The 19,393-nt window shown below is 68.8% G+C and carries 17 protein-coding genes; 9 read left to right on the forward strand and 8 right to left on the reverse strand.

Features of this window, described 5'->3' with window-relative positions:
• Nucleotides 1-268 precede the first annotated feature (268 nt).
• Nucleotides 269-676, forward strand: a complete 408-nt coding sequence (locus tag AC5P8R_RS12005) for a YciI family protein (protein WP_012479004.1) — start codon at nucleotides 269-271, stop codon at nucleotides 674-676.
• Here AC5P8R_RS12005 and AC5P8R_RS12010 read toward each other — a convergent pair.
• Nucleotides 654-2,735 carry a gluconolaconase gene (locus tag AC5P8R_RS12010; protein ID WP_495223445.1) on the reverse strand — a complete coding sequence of 694 codons (2,082 nt, stop codon included), beginning with the start codon at nucleotides 2,733-2,735 and terminating at the stop codon, nucleotides 654-656. The genes AC5P8R_RS12005 and AC5P8R_RS12010 overlap by 23 nt on opposite strands.
• Before the next feature lie 165 nt (nucleotides 2,736-2,900).
• On the opposite strand from AC5P8R_RS12010, the gene AC5P8R_RS12015 reads away from it, so the two are divergent.
• Entirely contained in the window at nucleotides 2,901-4,421 is a 1,521-nt protein-coding gene (locus AC5P8R_RS12015) for a hypothetical protein (protein WP_111206133.1), read from the forward strand.
• 98 nt (nucleotides 4,422-4,519) lie between these two features.
• Here the strand turns inward: AC5P8R_RS12015 and AC5P8R_RS12020 are convergent, their stop codons facing one another.
• Together AC5P8R_RS12020 and cycA are read right to left on the reverse strand one after the other, a co-directional pair.
• Nucleotides 4,520-5,296 (reverse strand): lytic transglycosylase domain-containing protein, encoded by a 777-nt coding sequence (locus tag AC5P8R_RS12020; RefSeq protein ID WP_032962246.1) that lies wholly within the window; start codon nucleotides 5,294-5,296, stop codon nucleotides 4,520-4,522.
• A 162-nt stretch (nucleotides 5,297-5,458) separates the two neighbouring features.
• Nucleotides 5,459-6,832 carry a D-serine/D-alanine/glycine transporter gene (cycA, locus tag AC5P8R_RS12025; protein WP_032962245.1) on the reverse strand — a complete coding sequence of 458 codons (1,374 nt, stop codon included), beginning with the start codon at nucleotides 6,830-6,832 and terminating at the stop codon, nucleotides 5,459-5,461.
• A gap of 230 nt (nucleotides 6,833-7,062) precedes the next feature.
• Here cycA and AC5P8R_RS12030 point away from each other — a divergent pair, with 230 nt between their 5' ends.
• Nucleotides 7,063-8,679, forward strand: coding sequence for an EAL domain-containing protein (locus AC5P8R_RS12030; protein ID WP_075076829.1), 1,617 nt, complete (start codon nucleotides 7,063-7,065; stop codon nucleotides 8,677-8,679).
• 218 nt (nucleotides 8,680-8,897) lie between these two features.
• On the opposite strand, the gene AC5P8R_RS12035 is transcribed toward AC5P8R_RS12030, so the two are convergent.
• Nucleotides 8,898-10,082, reverse strand: coding sequence for an MFS transporter (locus AC5P8R_RS12035; RefSeq protein WP_495223447.1), 1,185 nt, complete (start codon nucleotides 10,080-10,082; stop codon nucleotides 8,898-8,900).
• Complete coding sequence (locus AC5P8R_RS12040; RefSeq protein WP_495223448.1) at nucleotides 10,079-11,257, reverse strand: serine hydrolase domain-containing protein; 1,179 nt, start codon at nucleotides 11,255-11,257, stop codon at nucleotides 10,079-10,081. Before AC5P8R_RS12040 ends, AC5P8R_RS12035 begins: the two co-directional genes overlap by 4 nt.
• Before the next feature lie 230 nt (nucleotides 11,258-11,487).
• Between AC5P8R_RS12040 and AC5P8R_RS12045 the strand changes: the two genes are divergently transcribed.
• Together AC5P8R_RS12045 and AC5P8R_RS12050 are read left to right on the forward strand one after the other, a co-directional pair.
• A complete protein-coding gene (locus AC5P8R_RS12045) occupies nucleotides 11,488-12,387 on the forward strand; it encodes a LysR family transcriptional regulator (RefSeq protein ID WP_014645763.1) in 900 nt (299 codons plus the stop codon).
• A gap of 210 nt (nucleotides 12,388-12,597) precedes the next feature.
• On the forward strand, nucleotides 12,598-14,205 hold the full coding sequence (locus AC5P8R_RS12050) for an ATP-binding cassette domain-containing protein (protein ID WP_495223450.1): 1,608 nt from the start codon (nucleotides 12,598-12,600) through the stop codon (nucleotides 14,203-14,205).
• A 186-nt stretch (nucleotides 14,206-14,391) separates the two neighbouring features.
• On the opposite strand, the gene AC5P8R_RS12055 is transcribed toward AC5P8R_RS12050, so the two are convergent.
• Nucleotides 14,392-15,717, reverse strand: a complete 1,326-nt coding sequence (locus AC5P8R_RS12055) for a GTP-binding protein (RefSeq protein ID WP_495223452.1) — start codon at nucleotides 15,715-15,717, stop codon at nucleotides 14,392-14,394.
• Nucleotides 15,718-15,786: 69 nt separating this feature from the next.
• Here AC5P8R_RS12055 and AC5P8R_RS12060 point away from each other — a divergent pair, with 69 nt between their 5' ends.
• Nucleotides 15,787-16,158, forward strand: coding sequence for a MerC domain-containing protein (locus AC5P8R_RS12060; protein ID WP_046428559.1), 372 nt, complete (start codon nucleotides 15,787-15,789; stop codon nucleotides 16,156-16,158).
• A gap of 76 nt (nucleotides 16,159-16,234) precedes the next feature.
• On the opposite strand, the gene AC5P8R_RS12065 is transcribed toward AC5P8R_RS12060, so the two are convergent.
• Nucleotides 16,235-16,519 carry a metal-sensing transcriptional repressor gene (locus AC5P8R_RS12065; RefSeq protein WP_021204443.1) on the reverse strand — a complete coding sequence of 95 codons (285 nt, stop codon included), beginning with the start codon at nucleotides 16,517-16,519 and terminating at the stop codon, nucleotides 16,235-16,237.
• A 48-nt stretch (nucleotides 16,520-16,567) separates the two neighbouring features.
• On the opposite strand from AC5P8R_RS12065, the gene dmeF reads away from it, so the two are divergent.
• Complete coding sequence (gene dmeF, locus AC5P8R_RS12070; RefSeq protein ID WP_032961767.1) at nucleotides 16,568-17,527, forward strand: CDF family Co(II)/Ni(II) efflux transporter DmeF; 960 nt, start codon at nucleotides 16,568-16,570, stop codon at nucleotides 17,525-17,527.
• An 85-nt stretch (nucleotides 17,528-17,612) separates the two neighbouring features.
• Here the strand turns inward: dmeF and AC5P8R_RS12075 are convergent, their stop codons facing one another.
• Nucleotides 17,613-17,897: a hypothetical protein gene (locus AC5P8R_RS12075; protein ID WP_032961769.1), complete on the reverse strand. Its 285-nt coding sequence runs from the start codon at nucleotides 17,895-17,897 to the stop codon at nucleotides 17,613-17,615.
• A 90-nt stretch (nucleotides 17,898-17,987) separates the two neighbouring features.
• Here AC5P8R_RS12075 and AC5P8R_RS12080 point away from each other — a divergent pair, with 90 nt between their 5' ends.
• Together AC5P8R_RS12080 and AC5P8R_RS12085 are read left to right on the forward strand one after the other, a co-directional pair.
• Complete coding sequence (locus tag AC5P8R_RS12080) at nucleotides 17,988-18,404, forward strand: hypothetical protein (RefSeq protein WP_495223453.1); 417 nt, start codon at nucleotides 17,988-17,990, stop codon at nucleotides 18,402-18,404.
• Nucleotides 18,405-18,469: 65 nt separating this feature from the next.
• On the forward strand, nucleotides 18,470-19,390 hold the full coding sequence (locus AC5P8R_RS12085) for a class I SAM-dependent methyltransferase (RefSeq protein ID WP_495223454.1): 921 nt from the start codon (nucleotides 18,470-18,472) through the stop codon (nucleotides 19,388-19,390).
• The last annotated feature ends 3 nt before the right edge of the window (nucleotides 19,391-19,393 follow it).

Raw genomic sequence — 19,393 nt, forward strand, 5'->3', positions numbered from 1 at the left:
TCTGTCTGGGGCCGGGCGGGTGGGGTTGGCGGGGTATCCGCGCCGTGGATGGCGCGGCTAAGCCTCCAGGGACGGATTCACGGCGTCCCCGCCAATCCCGCCCGCCCGGCCCACCCTCAGGAAACCCGCTTTCAGCGACCCACCCACCCCACCACGGAGGGGCTCCGCCGTTCGCCGATCGCCCGCCGCAGGCGGCTTTTCGCGCTGCAGCATGCCGGCGGGCAAACCTGCGCCATCATGGACACCCCGCCCCCGCCAGGACCGTCCCATGCAGCAGTACCTGCTTCTGATCTATATCGAGCCTGCCCTGCTGCAGGCCCTGCCCATCGAAGAATTCAACGCGCTGATGCGCGACTGCCTGGCCCACGCCGACAAGCTGCAGGCCGAAGGCACGCTGCTGGCCGCGCAGAAACTGCAGCCGGTCGACACTGCACAGACCCTGCGCGTGCGTGATGGCAACAGCCGTGTTCTCGATGGCCCGTTCGCCGAAACCCGCGAACTGCTGGCCGGCTTCAACCTGATCGTCGCCCGCGACCGCGACGAAGCCATGCGCATCGCCCGCGACTTCCCGTGGGCGCGCTTCGGCAGCATTGAAGTGCGGCCGCTGGAAGACATGGACGCCGAGCGCGAACGTTGCGGCGCCCCGGCTGCGGCTATGGCAGCAGCCGTACCCTGATCTCGCGCGGGCCGACGCCTTCGTTGCCGCTGTAGTCGCGCACGCTGGCGCGCACGATGTACTCGCCCGGCGGCAGCGCCGCCGGCTGCCAGCGCCCGGTTTCCATCAGGCCGTCGCGCACGGTGTTGGTGGCCAGGTAGCGGAAACGGGTGACCGCGCTGCCATGCACGGTGATGCCGCTGTCCGGTGCGTAGGCCACGCGCACCGCTTCCTTCTGCGGCGGCATGCGGTTGAACACGATGTTCCAGCGCGGCTGCTCGTAACCCTGCAGCGGCTGCCCAGCGGCATCGAGGATCTGGTAACCGACCTGGTACATGCCCAGGCGGCGGCGCGGCAGGTTGTTGTCGACCTGGTCCCAGGCCTCGACCACGATCTGCACGCCGCGGCCCTGGCGCGCCATCATCACCACGCCATCGCTGCCGGCGGCCATCGGCTGGTCGTTGTCGTCCAGCAGGGCCACATCGGTGATGCGCGGCGCGAAGTGGTCGGCGTAGCCCTGGAAGCCCAGCGCCACCGCGTTGGTCTCGAAGCCGCCGGTACCCACCGCCAGGTGCACGTGCGCCTGGTTGTTGATGCTGCCCAGGCGGTCACCGACGTGGATGCGCATGCCGCGGCGCACGCGCATCCGCTCCAGCCTGCCCTGCTCGTCGTACAGCGCCTGCCAGCGCGCATCGTAGGGTTCGTCGCGCGGGGTGCGGCCGACCCGCATGTGGATGTACTTGAGGCGATCCACGACCAGGCCCTCGGCCTGCTCACCCAGGTTCCAGGCGGCCACCGGGCTGCTGATCTTGCCTTCGGCGATCGCCAGCACGGTCTGGCCCACATCACCGCGCACGTCGAAGCCGCCATGCAGGTGGTGGCGGCTCTCACCGGTGAAGTTGCCGCGCACCTCGCCCAAGGTGCCGACCACTTCGTGCCAGCCGTCCTGCGGTGCCAGCGGCCAACGGCCCCCGGTCTTCGGCAGCGCGGCATCGGCAGCCGGGCCGACCAGTGCCGGTGCCGGCAGGTCGCCCACCGGCAGCGGGCGCAGGCGATGCAGGCGGTAGCTGGCGGCGTCGGCCACCAGCACGCTGCCATCGGCATCCAGCGCCAATCCGCTGGGGCGGGCCAGGCGCGGCAGGCGGCCATTGCCGACCAGCGCGATCTGATGGCCCTGCGGCGTCACCTGCACGATGCGGCCATCGAGATCACCCACGTACAGCACGCCGTCATGGGTGGTGGCCAACGACAGCGGCCCATTGATCACGCCACCGGCGGCGACCACGGTGCTGACCGTACCATCGGCACCCACCCGGCGCACGGCGTTGTTGAACAGGTCGGCCACCAGCAACGCGCCCTGCGCGTCGAAGGCCAGCGCCACCGGCGTATCGAAGCGCGCAGCGGCGCCCACGCCATCGGCAAGGCCCGGCCGATCACCACCGGCCAGGGTGCGCACGCTGCCATCGGTACCGATCACCCGGATGCGATCGTTGAACGTATCGGCCACGTAAACCTGGCCCTGCGCATCCACGGCGATGCCCATCGGCGCATCGAAGCGGGCCTGCGCGGCAGGGCCGTCGGCGTGGCCCTGTTCGCCACCGGCCAGCGTGGTCACCTGGCCATCGGTGCTGATGCGGCGGATCGCATGGTTGCCGGTGTCGGCCACATACAGGTTGCCCTGCGCGTCGGCGGCAATGCCCGAAGGCGTGTTGAAACTGGCCTGCAGTGCAGGGCCATCGACACGTCCCTCGCCCTGCCCGGCCACCGTTTCAACGCGGCCATCGGGAAGGCGGCGACGGATCCGGTTGTTGTCGCCGGCATCGGTGAAATAGACGCTGCCATCGGCACTGCGCAGCAACGCGTACGGATCGGCGAAGCGTGCCTGCGCGGACGCGCCATCACGGTCACCCGGGTGGCCATCGCCGACCAGCGGTTCGATCTGCGCGGTCCACGCCAACGGCGTCGGAGCCGGACCCGCCGGTTCAGCCAGCGTATGCAGCGGTGTCTCCCACCAGGTCGCAGCCAATGCCACTACCGTCGCCAACGCTACGCCTGCCGCCATCCATTGCCACCGTGCCATCGTGCTGCGCTGCCTGCCTGCTGTCTGAAGAGGCACCGACAATAGACGCTGCGCGTGCGATCCGCCACGGCCGATTGTGCGGCTGAACGCCAGAATTCGCTTCGTCGTGCTTGTCCTCGCTGGCTGCAGCAGGTTCAATGCGGTTCCCACGGATGGAGATTCTCCATGCCCCGCGTTCTCCCGCTCACCGCCCTGCTGCTGGCCGCATTGGCCAGCACATCCGCCACTGCTTCGATCACGGTGGCGCCGCAGAAGCCGTCAATCACCGCCGATGCGATGCATCAGGCCTATGCCACGCGCTGGGATGAGGCCATCCAGCAGTCACGCAGTGGCAACACGCTGGGCGCGCTGATCAGCATGGAACGGCTGATGGAGGATCCCCTGCTGGACGACTTCGATGCCGAGCATCGTGGCCGCGCCTCGCAGGTCGCTGGCTGGACCGCACTGATGCAGAAGAAGCCGGCCCTGGCCCGCCGCTACCTGCAGCGGGCGCAGGAGGCCCTGCCGGAGGATGCACAGATCCTGCTTACCCAGGTGTCGGTGGAACTGTCGGACAACCAGCCGGCCGCAGCCACCACCTTCCTGGTGAAGGCACTGCAGCATGCCGACGCGCCGCTGCCGGTCGATCACCACGCCATCAACTACCTGCAGTACCGCCTGCGTGACCAGCCGATGAAGCGCATGGACCTGCTGCAGGCGCTGTTTGACAACGGCTGGAAAAGTGCCGGCCTGGAACCCACCGGGCTGTGGCTGACGCTGGCCACGCTGCAGGCCGACAATGGCCGTGGCGACGGCATTCCAGCCACGCTGGCCCGCATCGACAGCCCGGCCGAGATCATCCGCCTGCGCAGCGACAAGCGCTTCGACCGTTATGTCGATCGCGGCGATGCGCGTTTCGATCCGGTGCAGGCGGCGCAGCGCCACCTCGATGAACTGCGCGTCTCCGGCCTGCTCGACCGTGCACTGGACGCGCGCATGGCCGAGTTCAGCACCACCCTGCTCATGCTGGACCGCAACGAGGAAGTGCTGTCGTTGACCGAGGGCATGGCCGGTGCCGCGAGCAACGGCGAATCACCTGCCGCCGCCGAAGCGGAATGGGTGGCCTGGCTGCTCAACAGCCGGCTCACCGCACTGCGCCGGCTGGGCCGCACCGATGAGGCACTGGCCACGGCGCAACAGGCCCAACGCATCGGCGCACTCGGCCCGGATGGTGTCGAGCACCAGATGAATGTCGGCTTCGTCTTCAGTTCGCTGGGGCGCATGCAGGACGCTGCGCAGGCAGTGAATGACATGCCGGGCCTCGCCGGCTACGGCAAGGCCGCGCAGGCGCTGCTGCAGTTCGCCGCCGCCCGCGAGCGCGGTGATGCCAAGGCGCGCGAAGCGGCACGCGCGGTGATCCTGGCCCAGCGCGAGGATGCCCGCCTGTTCCATCGCGAAATGCTGCTGGAGGAAGGCAACCTGGACGGTGCCGCCGCCGTGCTGATCGAACAGCTGCGCTCGCCCATCGAACGCGGGGAAACCCTGGCCAGCCTGCAGGACATGCGAACCTATCCGTCATTGCCGGGCGATGTGCGCATCGATGCCGCGTGGCGTGCACTCAAGCAGCGTGCCGACGTGCAGGCCGAGGTGGCACGCGTCGGCCGCATCGAGCGCTACGACCTGGTCAGCACCTCCACCTCGCGCTGAGCGGCTTTTTGTGTAGAGCCGAGCCGATGCTCGGCTGCAATTGGCGCAGCCGAGCATCGGCTCGGCTCTACAACGCCACGTGCAGGCAGCACCGTCCGCTAGCGCGCCGGCACTTCGGTGCGGATGCCCATCGCTTCGCGGTAGCGTGCGTACAGCGCCATCACCTTGTCCACGTAGGCCAGGGTTTCGGCGTAGGGCGGCACGCCCTTGTAGCGGGTGACCGCACCGATGCCCGCGTTGTAGGCAGCCGCCGCCAACGGGCGGTCGCCGTTGTAGCGGCGCAGCAGCGCGCGCATGTAGCGCGCGCCACCCTCGATCGACTGCTGCGGCGAGAACGGATCGCTCACCCCGTATTCCTGCGCGGTTTCGGGCATCAGCTGCATCACGCCCTGTGCGCCCTTGCTGGATACCGCCAGCGCGTCGAAATTGCTTTCGGCGTGGGCGATGGCACGCAGCCAGGCATCATCGACGCCGGTGGCCTTGGACGCGGCCTTGAACTGCCTGGCGTGCTGCGCCAGCTGCGGCGTGCCGACCTTGCCCAGGCCTTCGTGCGCCGGCTCGCCTGGCGGCGTGGCCACGGTGAACTTCAGGAACACCCGTGAGCCGGGCAGGTTGCGCGTGGAGTAGACCAGCGCTCCGTCCTGTTCGCGCTCGTACAGCACGCCGCTGAACACGCCCATGTTGCCCCACAGGTTCGGGGTCTGGACGGCGTTGTCGTCGATCTCCTTCGGCGTGCACCGCGATCCCGGCTCAGGCGCGGTGGCCAGGCTGACGGTGTTGCCCTGCACGCAGCGGTAGACGGTGCGCGCGGCGGCCAGCCCGGGCCACAGGCTGGGCAGCAGCAACAGCGCGAGCAGGACGGGGCGAGGGGACATGGCGGCCGGATGATCCGGCCGTGCCCGCTAATGTTGGGTGAATGGGGGCCGGCAGGGCGGCGTCCTGCACCCGTGGTAGTGCCGGCCGCTGGCCGGCAACCTCCCGCGACCTGCCGGGGTCAGATCCCGTTGCTGAGCAACGGGATCTGACCCCACTTCGGATCACTTCGCGGTCCTCCGACGCACCCAATAGCCCACGCCCAGCAGCACGAACCACGCCGGGCTGGCGATCAGCGCCTGGCGGGTGTCGCCCTGCAGGCTCAGCAGCACCAGCACGGCGGCGAAGAACACCAGGCAGGCCCAGCACATCGCGACGCCGCCGGGCATCTTGAAGATCGATGCAGCATGGCGCTCCGGATAGCGACGCCGATAGGCCATGTAGGCCACCAGGATCAGCGACCAGACGAAGATGAACAGCACCGTCGCCAGTGTCGTCACCAGGGTGAAGGCGGTCACCAGGTTGGGAATCAGGTAGATCAGCAGCGTGCCGCCCAGCAGGCACAGGCACGAGAACAGCAGGCCACGGGCCGGCACTGCGGCGCGCGACAGTTTCGACAGCCCGCGCGGGGCGTGGCCCTCTTCGGCCAGGCCGTACAGCATGCGGCTGGTGGAGAAGATGCCGCTGTTGGCCGAGGACGTGGCCGACGTCAGCACCACGAAGTTGATCAGGCTGGCGGCGGCGGGAATGCCGGCCAGCACGAACAGCTGCACGAACGGGCTCTTGTCCGGCACCACCTGGCGCCACGGGGTGACCGCCATGATCGCGATCAGCGCCAGCACGTAGAAGATGATGATGCGCACCGGGATCGAGTTGATCGCCTTGGGCAGGTTGCGCTCGGGGTCGGCGGTTTCGGCGGCGGTGGTGCCGACCAGCTCGATGCCGACGAAGGCGAACACCGCAATCTGGAAGCCGGCGAAGAAGCCGACCAGCCCCATCGGGAACATGCCACCGTCATTCCACAGGTTCGACAGCGACGCGGTGTGGCCGCTGGGTGAGGTGAAGCCCCACGCCACCAGCCCGGCGCCCGTGATGATCAGCGCGCAGATCGCCACGATCTTGATCAGCGCGAACCAGAATTCCATTTCGCCGAACAGCTTCACCGTCACCAGGTTCAATGCCAGCAGCAGCATCACGCAGGCCAGCGCCGGTTTCCAGGCTTCAAGCCCGGGGAACCAGAACTGCGCGTAGGCGGCAATGGCGATCACATCGGCGATGGCGGTGACGATCCAGCAGAACCAGTAGGTCCATCCACAGAAGAACCCGGCCCACGGGCCGAGCAGGTCGGTGGAGAAATCGATGAAGGATTTGTACTGCAGGTTGGACAGCAGCAGTTCGCCCATCGCGCGCATCACGAAGAACAGCATCGCGCCGATGATCAGGTAGACGAAGACGATGGAGGGGCCGGCCAGGCTGATGGTCTTGCCCGATCCCATGAACAGGCCGGTGCCGATGGCACCGCCGATGGCGATCAGTTGCAGGTGGCGGTTGGACAGGCTGCGGCGCAGGTGCTCGGGGGGCGTTGCGGGCTCGGTCATGGGCGCGGGCAAAAGGGGCGGGCGAAGCATTCGACGGTAGTCCTCCGCGGCGCCGAGCGCCAGCGCCAGACGGACCTATTGCGTCAAAGCGGGCCGCTTTCACCACAATGTGACCGAATACCGTATTGATCCCATTCCGCCCGGCCCGGCGCCATGCTCAGATAGCCGCACCTGCCCAAGGACCGGCCCACCATGCGCCCTGCCCCGCCCGCCCCGCTGGAGCCCCGGCCATGAGCCGGCTGCGCGTCATCATCGGCGGCACCGCCCTGGCCCTGCTGGCCGCTGCGCTGCCGATCGCGGTCATGGCCTACGCCACCTGGGACCGCGCGATCAGCGTCGAACAGCAGCGCCTGCGCGACATCGCCGATCGCACCCTGCGCCGCTCCGACCTGTCCTACCAGGAAGCGCTGGCGGCACTGAAATCGGCCGAGGCCGGCGCCTACGTACCCTGCAGCCCCGAACACATCCGGCGCATGCAGACCCTGGTGATGACCACCCCATCGATCGACCAGATGGGCTACTTCGAAGGTGGCAAGCTGCGCTGCACCTCGTGGGGTCCGTTCCTGTCCGATGTGGATCAACCCACGCCGGACCACGTCACCAGCGATGGCGCAGGCATTGCAGTGGATGTGCGCCCGGAAATCAGCGGCCGCCGCCAGGTGCTGGCGGTCCTGTATGGGTCCTACGACGCACTGGTGGACCCCCGCCGCTTCGTCGATGTCATTGCCGACCCGAACGTGCGGCTGGCGCTGGCCAGCCCCGATGGACGCCTGCTGGCCAAACAGCCCGGCCTGGATCCGGACCTGCTGCAGGCACTGCTGCGCGACCCCGGCGAAGGCCTGGATCACGCCACGCTGTTCGCCACCGCGCGCAACGAGGAATGGCTGGCCATCGCCACCACGCCGCGCACCGCGCTGGCCGCCGCCTTCCGCCAGCAGGCATGGCTGTACGTGCCGGTCGGCCTGCTGCTGGCCGCCGCCGGGGCCGGCCTGGTGATCTGGCTGTCGCGGCGCCGCCTGTCGCTGCGCGGTGAGCTGGCCACCGCCATCCGCCGCCGCGAGCTGTACCTGCATTACCAGCCGATCATCGAACTGGACACCGGCATCTGCGTCGGCGCCGAGGCGCTGGTGCGCTGGCAACGCCCGGATGGCACCCAGGTGCGGCCGGACCTGTTCATTCCGCTGGCCGAAGAGGCCGGCATGATCGCCGACGTCACCGACCTGGTGATCGAGAACGTGGTGCGCGACATGCGCGAGCTGCTGGTGGCCGACCGCAGCGCGCACATCGCGATCAACCTCGCCGCCGAAGACATCAGCAGCGGCCGCGCCCTGAAGATGATTTCCCGGCACATGGCCGGCAGCGGCATCCTGCCGCAGCAGATCTGGATGGAGGCCACCGAACGTGGCTTCCTCGACCTGGACCGCGCGCGCACCATGCTCGCCGCCGCCCGCCGCGCCGGCCACAGCGTGGCGATCGACGATTTCGGCGTCGGCTTCTCCAGCCTGCAGTACCTGCAGCAGCTGCCACTGGATGCGCTGAAGATCGACAAGTCGTTCATCGATGCGATCGGCACCGAAAGCGCCACCAGCCCGGTCACGCCGCACATCATCGACATGGCCAAGGAGCTGGGCCTGTGGGTGGTGGCCGAGGGCGTGGAAACCGAAGCGCAGCTGGCCTACCTGCACAGCCGGCATGTGGAATTCGGCCAGGGCTGGCTGTTCTCGCGGCCGCTGCCGCGTGATGAGTTCGTCGCCTTCCACCACAAGCGGCAGCAGCAGTACGGCGCTGCACGCGAGCACATGCAGAACCCGCGCAGCGTGCCGATCGAGCGTGAAGGGATCGAGTAGGACGGCCAACGGCAGAGCCCCTGGTGGTGGGTCGCGTACAGCTATCCCGGCGTTGGCCGGGACGGTCTCTGACAGGTTCCGGCGGCGGCCCTACCACGGAATCAACAGAAGAAAGCAAACGCGGGTCGCTGCACTCGGTAGATCCACGCCATGCGTGGATGGCGCGGCCCACGGTAGTGCCGGCCGCTGGCCGGCACCGCATCATTGTTGAGCGCCGCCTACGCCCACGCCTTCGGCCGTGCCAGCAACCACGCGACGGTCACCGCCAGCAACAGCAGCGGCAACCATCCCAGCTGGCTCGGGCCGCTGGCCTGCAGCAGCACGCCGCCCGCCACGCCGCCGGCCGCAATGGCCAGGTTCCAGCCGGTCACCAGCATCGACTGCGCCAGGTCCGCGGCGGCCCCGGCGCGTCGTGCCAAGGCGGTCTGGAACAGGGTCGGCACCGCACCGAACGCCACGCCCCACAGGATCGTCGCCAGCAGCAGCGCGCTGGCCACGCCGGGCCATGCCAGCAAGGCCAGCACCGGTACGATGAAGCCGATCACCGCCGCCCACACCAGCGCACGCAGGTGGCGATCCACGCCCCAACCAGCAATCCCGATGCCGGCAATCGCCGCCACGCCGAAGGCGAGCAGCAGCCGGTCCAGCCACGGGCCGGCACCCGCCTTCACCGCCAACGGTTCGATGTAGGTGTAGAGCACGTTGTGCGCCAGCACGTACAGCACCATCACCAGCAGCGCGCTGCGCACGCCCGGCATGCGCCAGACCTTGGCCAGCGACGCACGTTGACCGGCACCGGCCGCTGGCAGCGCCGGCAGTGCCCAGCGCGCGTACGCCAGCAGGCCCACGCCCAGCACGCTCATCAACGCGAACGCCCAGCGCCAGCCGACCTGCTGGCCCAGCAACGTACCGGCCGGCACGCCCAGTGACAGCGCCAACGGCGATCCCACCATCGCCACCGCGATCGCGCGTCCCTGCAGCGACGGCACCACCATGCGTGCGGCATAGCCAGCCACCAGTGACCACAGCAGGCCACCGCTCACCCCGGCCAGGAAACGCGCAGCAAGGATCAGCGCATAGCTGCTGCTCAGCGCCGTCAACGTGTTGACCACCACGAAGCCGGCGATGGCCGCCAGCAACAGCGGACGCCGCGGCAGGCGCTGGGTCAACGCTGTCATCGGCAGTGCCGCCATCACCGAGCCCAGCGCATACACGCTCACCAGCTGGCCCACCGCCGCATCACTCACGCCCAGGCTGTCGCCCATCGGTCGCAGCACGCCGGCCGGCAGGGTCTCGGTCAACAGGGTGATGAAGCCGCCGCCTGCCAGCGCCAGCAGGCCCGCCCACGGCAAGCGCGTGGCCTCACCGGCCGGGCTGGCCGCATCGATGGCGTGGCCGCTCATCGCGCAGCCTCCAGGTCTGCATAGACCGCATCGCGCAGGTCATCGACAAAGGCGCCATCCATGCCTTCGTACAGGGTGTTGGTCAGCGCCACCACGCTCAGCCCACGCGCCGGATCAACGAACCAGCTGTGCCCATAAGCGCCGCCCCAGCGCCAGGTGCCTTCGCGCTGCGGCGTGCCGCTGGCAGCGGCCTCGCGCAGTACTGCAAAGCCCAGCCCGAAGCCCCAGCCGGCCGGTTCCGGCGGCCCAAATTCGCCCACTTGCGGGCTGGCCATCTCTGCCGCCAGCGCGGGCGGCAGCAGGCCGGAGCGCTGCACGTCACGCAGCGCCTCCAGCACCGACATCACGTCATCGGCAGTACCCACCAGGCCGGCGCCGGCCGAAGCGAAACGGCTGGCATCGAGGGCACGCGCAAGGCTGTACTCGATGCCCACCGTTCCCTCGAACGGCACGACCACCTCCCCTTCCTGCAGGCGATGCGGCTGGGGCGTGTCGCTCACATACGGCGTGGCCAGCCGTGCGGCAGCGCGCGTGGCGAACGCGGTATCGCGCAGGCCCAGGGGGGCAGCCAGCAAACGCTTGAACAGCACCTGCAGCGTTTCACCGGTCGCCGCTTCGGCCACTGCACCGGCCACGTCCACGCCCAACGAGTACAGCCATTGGCTGCCCGGTTCGAACAGCAGCGGCGCCTGTGCGATACGGCGCACGTTCTCGGCCAGGGACACCGGGTTGGCGTCCATGCCATCGCTGACGCCGGCCCGGGCGTACGGTCCGTGCGCATCGGCTTCCAGGAAACGGTAGCCCAGCCCGCTGCTGTGGCTGAGCAGCTGGCGCAGGCTGATCGGCGGCCTGCGGCCATCGGCCAGCGCCGGCCGGAAGTCCGGCAGCCAGCGCTGCACCGGCGCATCGAGGTCGAGCACGCCCTCGGCCACCAGGCGCAGGATCACCGTGCTCAACAGCGGCTTGCTGACCGATGCCAGCCGGAACAGCTGATCGTGCTGCATCGGCAGGGCCGACTCGCGATCGGCCTGCCCGGTCGCGCTGGCATGGCGCAGCACGCCGTGCTCGCACACCAGCACCACCGCACCGACCAGGCGCGTCGGGTGGACCTGCTGCAGCAGCCGCTGCACCGAAGGCAGCATCGGTGCAGGTTCGAGGGAAAGAGCGGCATTCATCGCGGTGATCCGTGGGGAGAGGCCCGCCACGTTAGGCAGCACGGCGCAGCGCAAAAAGCCGGTTGCCGCTCCGGGCATCATGGACCGTGGAGTCCGCAATCGGCATGATGGCCGGAACTGCAAGGCCGCAACAGCAGGCGCCCCCACCCTGCACCACAGTGTTGCGGTGGCGGCGCCGCCCGCCGTGATCACGCCGCCCCTACCCTGCCGCTTTCATTGCCCCTACGCCGATGTCAGTCCTGGACAATCTCGCCAACCTGCAGACCTTCGTGCACGCCGCCGACACGCGCAGCTTCGTCGAGACCGGGCGCCTGCAGGGCATCTCCGCATCTGCCGCCGGCAAGTGCGTTGCCCGGCTGGAGCATGCACTGGGCGTGCGCCTGTTCCACCGCAGCACGCGCAGCATCACGCTCACCGCCGAGGGCCAGCTGTTCCTGGCGCGCTGCCGGCGCATCCTCGACGAGCGCGATGCCGCACGCACCGAGCTGGCACAACCGCACGCCACGCCCAGCGGCACGCTGCGCATCAGCCTGCCGCTGGTCGGCGATCTCACCCTGCCGTTGATGGCCGAGTTCATGGCGGCGTATCCGGACATCCGCCTCGACCTGGATTTCAGCGACCGCCTGGTCGATGTCATCGAGGAAGGCTTCGATGCGGTGCTGCGCGTCGGTGAACCCAGCGACTCGCGGATGAACGCACGCCGGCTGGGGGTGTTCCCGCGCCGTGTAATCGCCTCGCCGGGCTACCTGCAGCGTCGCGGGGTTCCGCGCACGCCGGCGGAACTGATGCAGCACACGCTGCTGCACTATCGCTTCCCCAGCACCGGCAAGCTGGAGCCGTGGCCGATCCACTGGCCCGATGACGAAGCACCGCAGGAACTTCCGGTGCACATGGTGGCCAACACCATCGAAGCGCGGGTGGCGCTGGCACTGCGTGATGTCGGCCTGGCCTTCGTGCCGGTGCACTCGGTGCGCGATGCGCTGGCCGACGGCCGCCTGGTCACCGTGCTGGAGGATCATGTGCACTCCTGCGGCACCTTCCACTTGTTGTGGCCCTCGGGCCGCCACGTGCTGCCGAAGCTGCGGGTGTTCATCGACTTCGTCGGCGCCCGCCTGGGTACCGTGCCGTAGATCCACGCCATGCGTGGTGCTTAAGGTCAGCCGAGCATGGCTCGGCTCTACCGCTGCACGCAGCCATTCAGCCAGTCCCGCTATACTGGCCCCTCATTCCTCCAAGAGGCTCGCGACCAATGCGCCATTGATGCCGCCGTCTTCCCATAAGACGGCCTGACTCTTCCCGCCCCTGCGCGCAGGGGAGAACCCGGCATCCATGGAGGTCGCATGACCCCGCATTCCCTCACGCTCGATCGCGTGTCGTATCGACTGGCCGACGGCCGCCCGCTGTTTTCCGATCTGACGTTTTCCTTCGATCCGGTCGCCACCGGCCTGGTCGGTGCCAATGGCGCTGGCAAGAGCGTGCTCGCACGCCTGCTCGCCGGCCGGGCGCAGCCAGAGAACGGGCAGGTACGCGGCAGCGGCCGCGTGTTCCTGTTGCCGACGCCCGGCTATCCACCCGCTGGCACGGTCGGTGAACTGGCCGGCGTTGGCGCTGAACTGGCCGCACTGCAACGCATCGAAGCCGGCAGCGTGGACGAGGCCGACTTCGCCTGCGTCGGCGACCGTTGGGACCTGCGCGAGCGCCTGCAGCAGCAATGGCAGGCGCTACGGCTGCCCGACGACCTCGATCCCGCCCAACCCGCCGCGCGCCTCAGCGGTGGCCAGGCCATGCAGGTGGCGCTGTCCGGCGCCTGGGCCAGCGGCGCTGATTGGCTGATCCTGGACGAACCCAGCAACCACCTCGATGCCCGCCATCGCCAGCAGTTGTACGAACGGTTGCAGCAGTGGCGCGGCGGCCTGCTGGTGATCAGCCATGATCGCGAACTGCTGGCGCACATGCAGCAGATCGTCGAGCTCGACGCGCGCGGGCTGCATCGCTATGGCGGGCCGTGGCAGCACTACGCCGACGCGCGTGCCGCCGAACGCGAAGCGGCCGCGGCACAGCTCGACCACGCCCGCGCCCAGCACCGGCAGCAGCAGCGCAGTGCGCGCGAACAGCACGAACGCCAGCAGCAACGCCAGGCACGTGGCAATCGCGATGCAAAGCAGGCCAACCAGGCGCCGATCCTGCTCGGCCGACAGAAACAACGTGCAGAGGGCAGCCACGGCCGCGCACAGCAGGTACAGGCCGAGCGCCTGCAGGCCAGCGCAGACCAGCTGCGCGCTGCGGCCTCGGCGGTTCACGCCACACCGGAGCTCGCACTGTTTGCCGGTGAGGGGGAACGCGGCAGCGCACGCCTGCTGCAGGCCGAGTCGCTGGTGCTGCCGCATGGCTGCCGCGCGCCGTTGCAGCTGGACATCCGCCGCGGCCAGCGCATCGCCGTGGTTGGCGACAACGGCAGTGGCAAGTCCACGCTGTTGCGCGTGTTGGCCGGCCAGTTGCCTGCACGCAGTGGCAACGTACAACGGCATGCACCACTGGCGCCGCTCGACCAGCAGCTGCTGGGGCTCTCCGGCGAACGCAGCATTCTCGACACCGTGCAGGCTGCCAACCCGGCGGCCGATACCGGTGAACTGCGCACACGGCTGGCCCTGCTCGGGCTGGACGCGCAGCGCATCCAGCGTGCAGCCCATCACCTCAGCGATGGCGAACGGGTGAAAGGCGCGCTGGCCAGCGTGCTGTATGCCGACCCCGCACCGCAGCTGTTGCTGCTGGACGAGCCCGGCAACGCACTGGACCTGAGCGCGTTGCAGGCACTTGAAGAGCTGCTGGTGGCATGGCCGGGAGCGCTGGTGATGGTCAGCCACGACCGGCACCTGCTGCAGGCGTTGCAGCCGACGCAGGTGTTGCAGGTGAGCGCCGAGGGTTGGCAGTGGCGTGACGCCTTGTAGATCCACGCCATGCCTGGATCTACTGCAGCAGCCGAGCATGGGCTCGGCTCTACAGGATTGGCCGCGACGGATCACATTGTAGAGTCGAGCCATGCTCGACTCCGCCATGCATCCATCCACGCATGGCATATCGACCAGGGGTAGTGCCGGCCGCTGGCCGGCAACCCATCGATCCTCAGTGCACCGTCACCGCTTCCACACCGGGAACGCCTGCGGCAACTGATGCCACAGCAGCGGGCCCGCACGCAGCTCCTGGTCGTTGAGCAGGCAGGCATCCAGTTCCGCACGTACCGCACGCTCATCCATGTGCACGCCGATCACCACCAGCTCCTGGCGGCGATCCCCCCACAACGGGTGCCACAGGCGTTGCATCGCCGAGTGCGCGGCCGCATCCGGGAAGTCTTCCGGCCCCGGCAACGGTGCGCTCCAGCAATCGGCCTGCTGCCGCGCCCAGCCCAGGTCGCTGTACGGCAGCGGCGTGGGCGGCAGCAACGGCGGCGTGTCCTCCAGCCCGGCACGCACGCGATCGCGTGCGGCGTACCAGAATCCCGCCGCCTGCGTCCGCGTCGCGGCACCTACGGTGTTCAGCTCGCCCACCCAGTCCATGCGGTTGGCCAGCCAGAACCAGCCCTTGCTGCGGATCACGCCCGGCATGCCCGACTGCAACGCGCGGGCGAAACGCGCGGGATGGAACGGTCGCCGCGAGCGGTAGACGAAACTGGCGATGCCGTACTCCTCGGTTTCCGGCGTGTGCTCGCCACGCAGCTCCTTTACCCAGCCCGGCGCACGTTGCGCACGCTCGAAGTCGAAGCGACCGGTGTCCAGCAGCTCGGCCAGCGGCACGTCACCGAAGCTGGACAGCAGCAGTTTCGCGTCGCGGTTCAGGCCACGCAGCACGGCCAGCGTGTCCTGCAGCACTTCGTCAACGGTCTGATCGACCTTGCTGACCACGATCACGTCGGCGAACTCGACCTGTTCGCACAGCAGGTCGACCACGCCGCGATCGTCATCCGGCCCAGCCTGCTGGCCACGCTCGGCCAGGCGCAGCGTCGAGCCGAAGTCGGCGAGGAACGCGCTGCCATCCACCACCGTCACCATCGTGTCCAGGCGCGCGATGTCACTCAGGCTGAAGCCCTGCTCGTCGCGTACCGCGAAGGTGGCCGCCACCGGCATCGGCTCACCGATGCCCGTCGACTCGATCAGCAGATAGTCATAGCGCCCCGCATCGGCCAGGCGCCGCACTTCCTGCAGCAGGTCATCGCGCAGCGTGCAGCAGATGCAGCCATTGCTGAACTCCACCAGCGTCTCTTCGGTGCGGCGCAGTTCGGCGCCGCCCTCGCGTACCAGCTGCGCATCGATGTTGACCTCGCTCATGTCGTTGACGATGACCGCCACACGCAAGCCCTCGCGGTTGCGCAGGATCTGGTTGAGCAGGGTGGTCTTGCCGGCCCCGAGGAAGCCGGACAGCACGGTGACCGGAAGGCGACGGTCGGCGCGGGAAACAGTGTTCATGTCGGAGCGGGTTGGCTGCGGAACGGAAATGTTACTGTATAACAATTGCTACGCAAGGAACCTCCCCCCATGAAGTCGCCTTCTGCCGCCCTGCTTGATGCCAGCGCGGTCGCCCTGTCCAGCCTGTGCCTGCTGCACTGCCTGGCGCTGCCCCTGCTTGCCGCCGCGCTGCCGCTGTTCGGCACGTGGGCCGAAGCGGAATGGGTGCATCTGCTGTTCGTGGCCATCGCCTTGCCGCTGACCGGCTACGCGCTGTGGCGGGCCGAGCGCCGCCATCCGTTGCCCGTGCTGGCCTGGGCCACCGCCGGCGCTGGGCTCGGCCTGCTGCTGGCCGGCGCGTTGGCGCTGCCCTCGCACGACTGGGAAACACCGATGACGGTCACCGGCAGCCTGCTGCTGGCCGCCACGCATATCTGGAACGCGCGACACCGCCACGGGTAGTGCCGGCCGCTGGCCGGCAACCTCATGAACGGGGAAGACAACCTGCAGTCGCCGGCCAGCGGCCGGCACTACCCGGTCATTTGCCGTAGCGGCGCAGCAGCTCGACCAGCACCTCGGCCTCGGCCGCCCGCTGCTGCGGGTCTTCGGCGCCCACCACGTGTTCCTGCAGGTGCTCGTGCAGCAGCTCCATCAGCAGGCTATGGGCGGCACCGCGCACGGCGGCAACCTGCACCAGCACGTCCGCACAGTCGCCGGCCTCACCCTCCGGCCTGTCCAGCGCCTGCTCCAACGCCGCCACCTGGCCGCCGATGCGGCGCACCCGGGTCAGCAACTGCTTTCGATGCTTGTGTACATGAGCCATGCCGGAATCATATACCCTATGGGGGTATCCACTCCACCGCTGGCCCCCATGCACCTGGACGCCCTTGCCGCCGCCCGTCGCCACGAACACCGCTTCGACGACGGCAACCCGCTGGCCGAACGCAATACCCGCCGCGCCCTGTGGCTCACCGTCAGCATGATGGTCGTGGAGATCGTCGGCGGCTGGTGGTTCAACTCCATGGCCGTGCTCGCCGACGGCTGGCACATGAGTTCGCATGCGCTGGCGCTGGGCCTCTCGGTGTTTGCGTACCGCTGCGCACGCCGCTACGCGCACGACCCGCGCTTCGCCTTCGGCACCTGGAAGATCGAGATCCTGGCCGGCTATACCAGCGCCATCGCCCTGCTCGGCGTGGCCGCGCTGATGGCCGTGCAGTCGCTGGAGCGGCTGTGGGTACCAGCACCGATCCACTACAACGAAGCCATCGCCATCGCGGCGGTCGGGCTGGGCGTGAACCTGCTGTGTGCCTGGTGGCTGCACGACAGCCCGGGCCACGCGCATCATCACCATGGCCATGACCACGGGCATGGCCACGAACACCACGACCACGGCCATGCGCACGGTCACGACCTCAACCTGCGCTCGGCCTACGTGCACGTGCTGGCCGACGCCGCCACCTCGGTGCTGGCCATCGTCGCCCTGCTCGGCGGCAAGCTGCTCGGCCTCACCTGGCTGGACCCGGTGATGGGCCTGGTCGGCGCCGTACTGGTCACGGTGTGGGCGGTCGGCCTGCTGCGCGACAGCGGCCGCATCCTGCTCGACGCGCAGATGGACGCGCCGGTGGTGGCCGAAGTACGCGAGGTGATCGAACAGGGCCCGTGGCCGGCACGCCTGGCCGACCTGCACGTCTGGCAGGTGGGTCGCGGCAAGTACGCGGTCAGCGCCAGCGTGGTCACCAGTGACGCCACGCTGGATGCCGATACCGTGCGCAACGCGCTGGCGATCCACGAAGAACTGGTGCATGTAACGGTGGAGATCCACCGCAGCTGATTTTGTCCGACTGCCGTCGCACTTGTAGAGCCGAGCCATGCTCGGCTGCCGCAGGCCATCAGCCGAGCATGGCTCGGCTCTACAGTCAGAGCTTCAGCATCATCCGCAGCAGGTACATCAGCAGCGGCAGCGCGCTCAGCACCGCACCGCTGATGCCGATCCATGGCCAGCGCTCGCCACGCACGCGCGCGGCCACTGCCAGGCCGCCGCCCACCAAGGCCGCGCCCAGCACGCCCACGCCCAGCCCAGCGGCCATGCCATTGCCACCGGCAGCGACTGCCGCCTGCGCCGCCACGGTGCCTGCCCCCCACCCCACAGCAATCCCCAGCCAACTGGCCACGCCGCACCACGGTGCCTTGCCCTGCGCCATCCGAAAACCCCTGTGTCCTTGCCGAATTTCTGTACGGGCCACGCCCGCGTGCTGCCTACACTAGCCGCACCTGCCCTGTAGGGACATCCCATGCGCACGCTCCGCCTGCTGCTGCCCGGTGCCCTCCTGCTGCTCACTGCCTGCGGCGACGATGCGCGGCTTCCCTTCTCCGCCGACCCATTGCAGGGCTGCTTCGCCACCGGCGCGCGCAAGCCCGCCGACTTCCGCATCGAGAAGGAAGGCGGCCAGTACTTCGTTTCCTTCAGCCGTGGCGAGCAGTGGCAGCGCGAACCGAACGCCCTGCACAAGGCCACGTCCAGCGAGATCAGCCGCTACTTCCGCGACGACGCCGACCAGATCGACAATGCCCTGATCCGCATGTCCGGCGGCTTCGGCATCTTCCACTTCAACAAGGGCGCGACGCTGAAGGGCAAGGCCAGCGACAGCGACTACATGGCGCTGATGCTGATCGGGGCTGGGCCGGTGTATGCGGTGAAGTGCGATTGAACTGTAGAGCCGAGCCCACGCTCGGCTACGTTTGCAGTAGATCCACGCCATGCGTGGATGCAGGCATGGTGGAGCCTAGGGCGGGCTCGGCTCTACAACAGCTGCGGTACCATGCCCTCCCCCGAACCGCCCCGGTACCCGCCGTGCCCCATTACACCGGCCCCCTGCTGACCCGCGACAGCGCCGATACCCTGCGCCGTGCCCATGAAAAGGGCGCCGCCGACTGGCAGGGCTCGCTCGACCTCGGGCGCAGCCAGGACAGCGTGGCGCTCGATGCGGACGGCTTCCACTTCCGGGGCCAGCCCTATCCCTGGCCGGGCAAGCTGAAGGACCGCACCCTGTACTACTGGGATGGCGAGGACTTCGCGCCGATCTCGCGCTACAGCGGCTCGCTGATCAAGCTGGTGCCGACCGAATGGGGCGCACCGACCTTCGAGATCGACGGCATCAAGATGCTGCCGACCTCGAAGCTGTCGCCGTTCGAGGATGCACGCCGCAAGGTGGAGCTGGTCGCCCCGGCCGGCAAGGTCATCCTCGATACCTGCGGTGGCCTCGGCTACTTCGCTGCCTGTGCGCTGGAAGCCGGTGTCGGCCAGATCCGCTCGTTCGAGAAGAACGCCAATGTGATGTGGCTGCGCACGCTCAACCCGTGGTCGCCGGATCCGGACTCGGCTGCCGCCGGTGGCCGCCTGCAGTTCAGCCACGGTGACGTCTCGCAGCAGATCGAACAGGTGGCCAGCAACAGTGTCGACGCGATCCTGCACGACCCGCCGCGCTTCGGCATCGCCGGCGAGCTGTACTCACAGGTGTTCTACGACCACCTCGCCCGCGTGATCCGCAAGGGCGGCCGCCTGTTCCACTACACCGGTGCGCCGAACAAGCTGACCAGCGGCCGCGACGTGCCGCGCGAAGTGGCCAAGCGCCTGGAAAAGGCCGGTTTCAAGGCCGAACTGGCGCTGGACGGCGTGCTGGCCGTCAAGCGCTGAGCC

The sequence above is a fragment of the Stenotrophomonas sp. YJH_SMC_73 genome (genome assembly GCF_059370155.1).

Bases quoted from the DNA above. Each gene is read 5' to 3' on its own strand.
- AC5P8R_RS12005 (WP_012479004.1), top strand. From the start codon at position 269: ATGCAGCAGTACCTGCTTCTGATCTATATCGAGCCTGCCCTGCTGCAG.
- AC5P8R_RS12010 (WP_495223445.1), bottom strand. From the start codon at position 2,735: ATGGCACGGTGGCAATGGATGGCGGCAGGCGTAGCGTTGGCGACGGTA.
- AC5P8R_RS12015 (WP_111206133.1), top strand. From the start codon at position 2,901: ATGCCCCGCGTTCTCCCGCTCACCGCCCTGCTGCTGGCCGCATTGGCC.
- AC5P8R_RS12020 (WP_032962246.1), bottom strand. From the start codon at position 5,296: ATGTCCCCTCGCCCCGTCCTGCTCGCGCTGTTGCTGCTGCCCAGCCTG.
- cycA (WP_032962245.1), bottom strand. From the start codon at position 6,832: ATGACCGAGCCCGCAACGCCCCCCGAGCACCTGCGCCGCAGCCTGTCC.
- AC5P8R_RS12030 (WP_075076829.1), top strand. From the start codon at position 7,063: ATGAGCCGGCTGCGCGTCATCATCGGCGGCACCGCCCTGGCCCTGCTG.
- AC5P8R_RS12035 (WP_495223447.1), bottom strand. From the start codon at position 10,082: ATGAGCGGCCACGCCATCGATGCGGCCAGCCCGGCCGGTGAGGCCACG.
- AC5P8R_RS12040 (WP_495223448.1), bottom strand. From the start codon at position 11,257: ATGAATGCCGCTCTTTCCCTCGAACCTGCACCGATGCTGCCTTCGGTG.
- AC5P8R_RS12045 (WP_014645763.1), top strand. From the start codon at position 11,488: ATGTCAGTCCTGGACAATCTCGCCAACCTGCAGACCTTCGTGCACGCC.
- AC5P8R_RS12050 (WP_495223450.1), top strand. From the start codon at position 12,598: ATGACCCCGCATTCCCTCACGCTCGATCGCGTGTCGTATCGACTGGCC.
- AC5P8R_RS12055 (WP_495223452.1), bottom strand. From the start codon at position 15,717: ATGAACACTGTTTCCCGCGCCGACCGTCGCCTTCCGGTCACCGTGCTG.
- AC5P8R_RS12060 (WP_046428559.1), top strand. From the start codon at position 15,787: ATGAAGTCGCCTTCTGCCGCCCTGCTTGATGCCAGCGCGGTCGCCCTG.
- AC5P8R_RS12065 (WP_021204443.1), bottom strand. From the start codon at position 16,519: ATGGCTCATGTACACAAGCATCGAAAGCAGTTGCTGACCCGGGTGCGC.
- dmeF (WP_032961767.1), top strand. From the start codon at position 16,568: ATGCACCTGGACGCCCTTGCCGCCGCCCGTCGCCACGAACACCGCTTC.
- AC5P8R_RS12075 (WP_032961769.1), bottom strand. From the start codon at position 17,897: ATGGCGCAGGGCAAGGCACCGTGGTGCGGCGTGGCCAGTTGGCTGGGG.
- AC5P8R_RS12080 (WP_495223453.1), top strand. From the start codon at position 17,988: ATGCGCACGCTCCGCCTGCTGCTGCCCGGTGCCCTCCTGCTGCTCACT.
- AC5P8R_RS12085 (WP_495223454.1), top strand. From the start codon at position 18,470: ATGGTGGAGCCTAGGGCGGGCTCGGCTCTACAACAGCTGCGGTACCAT.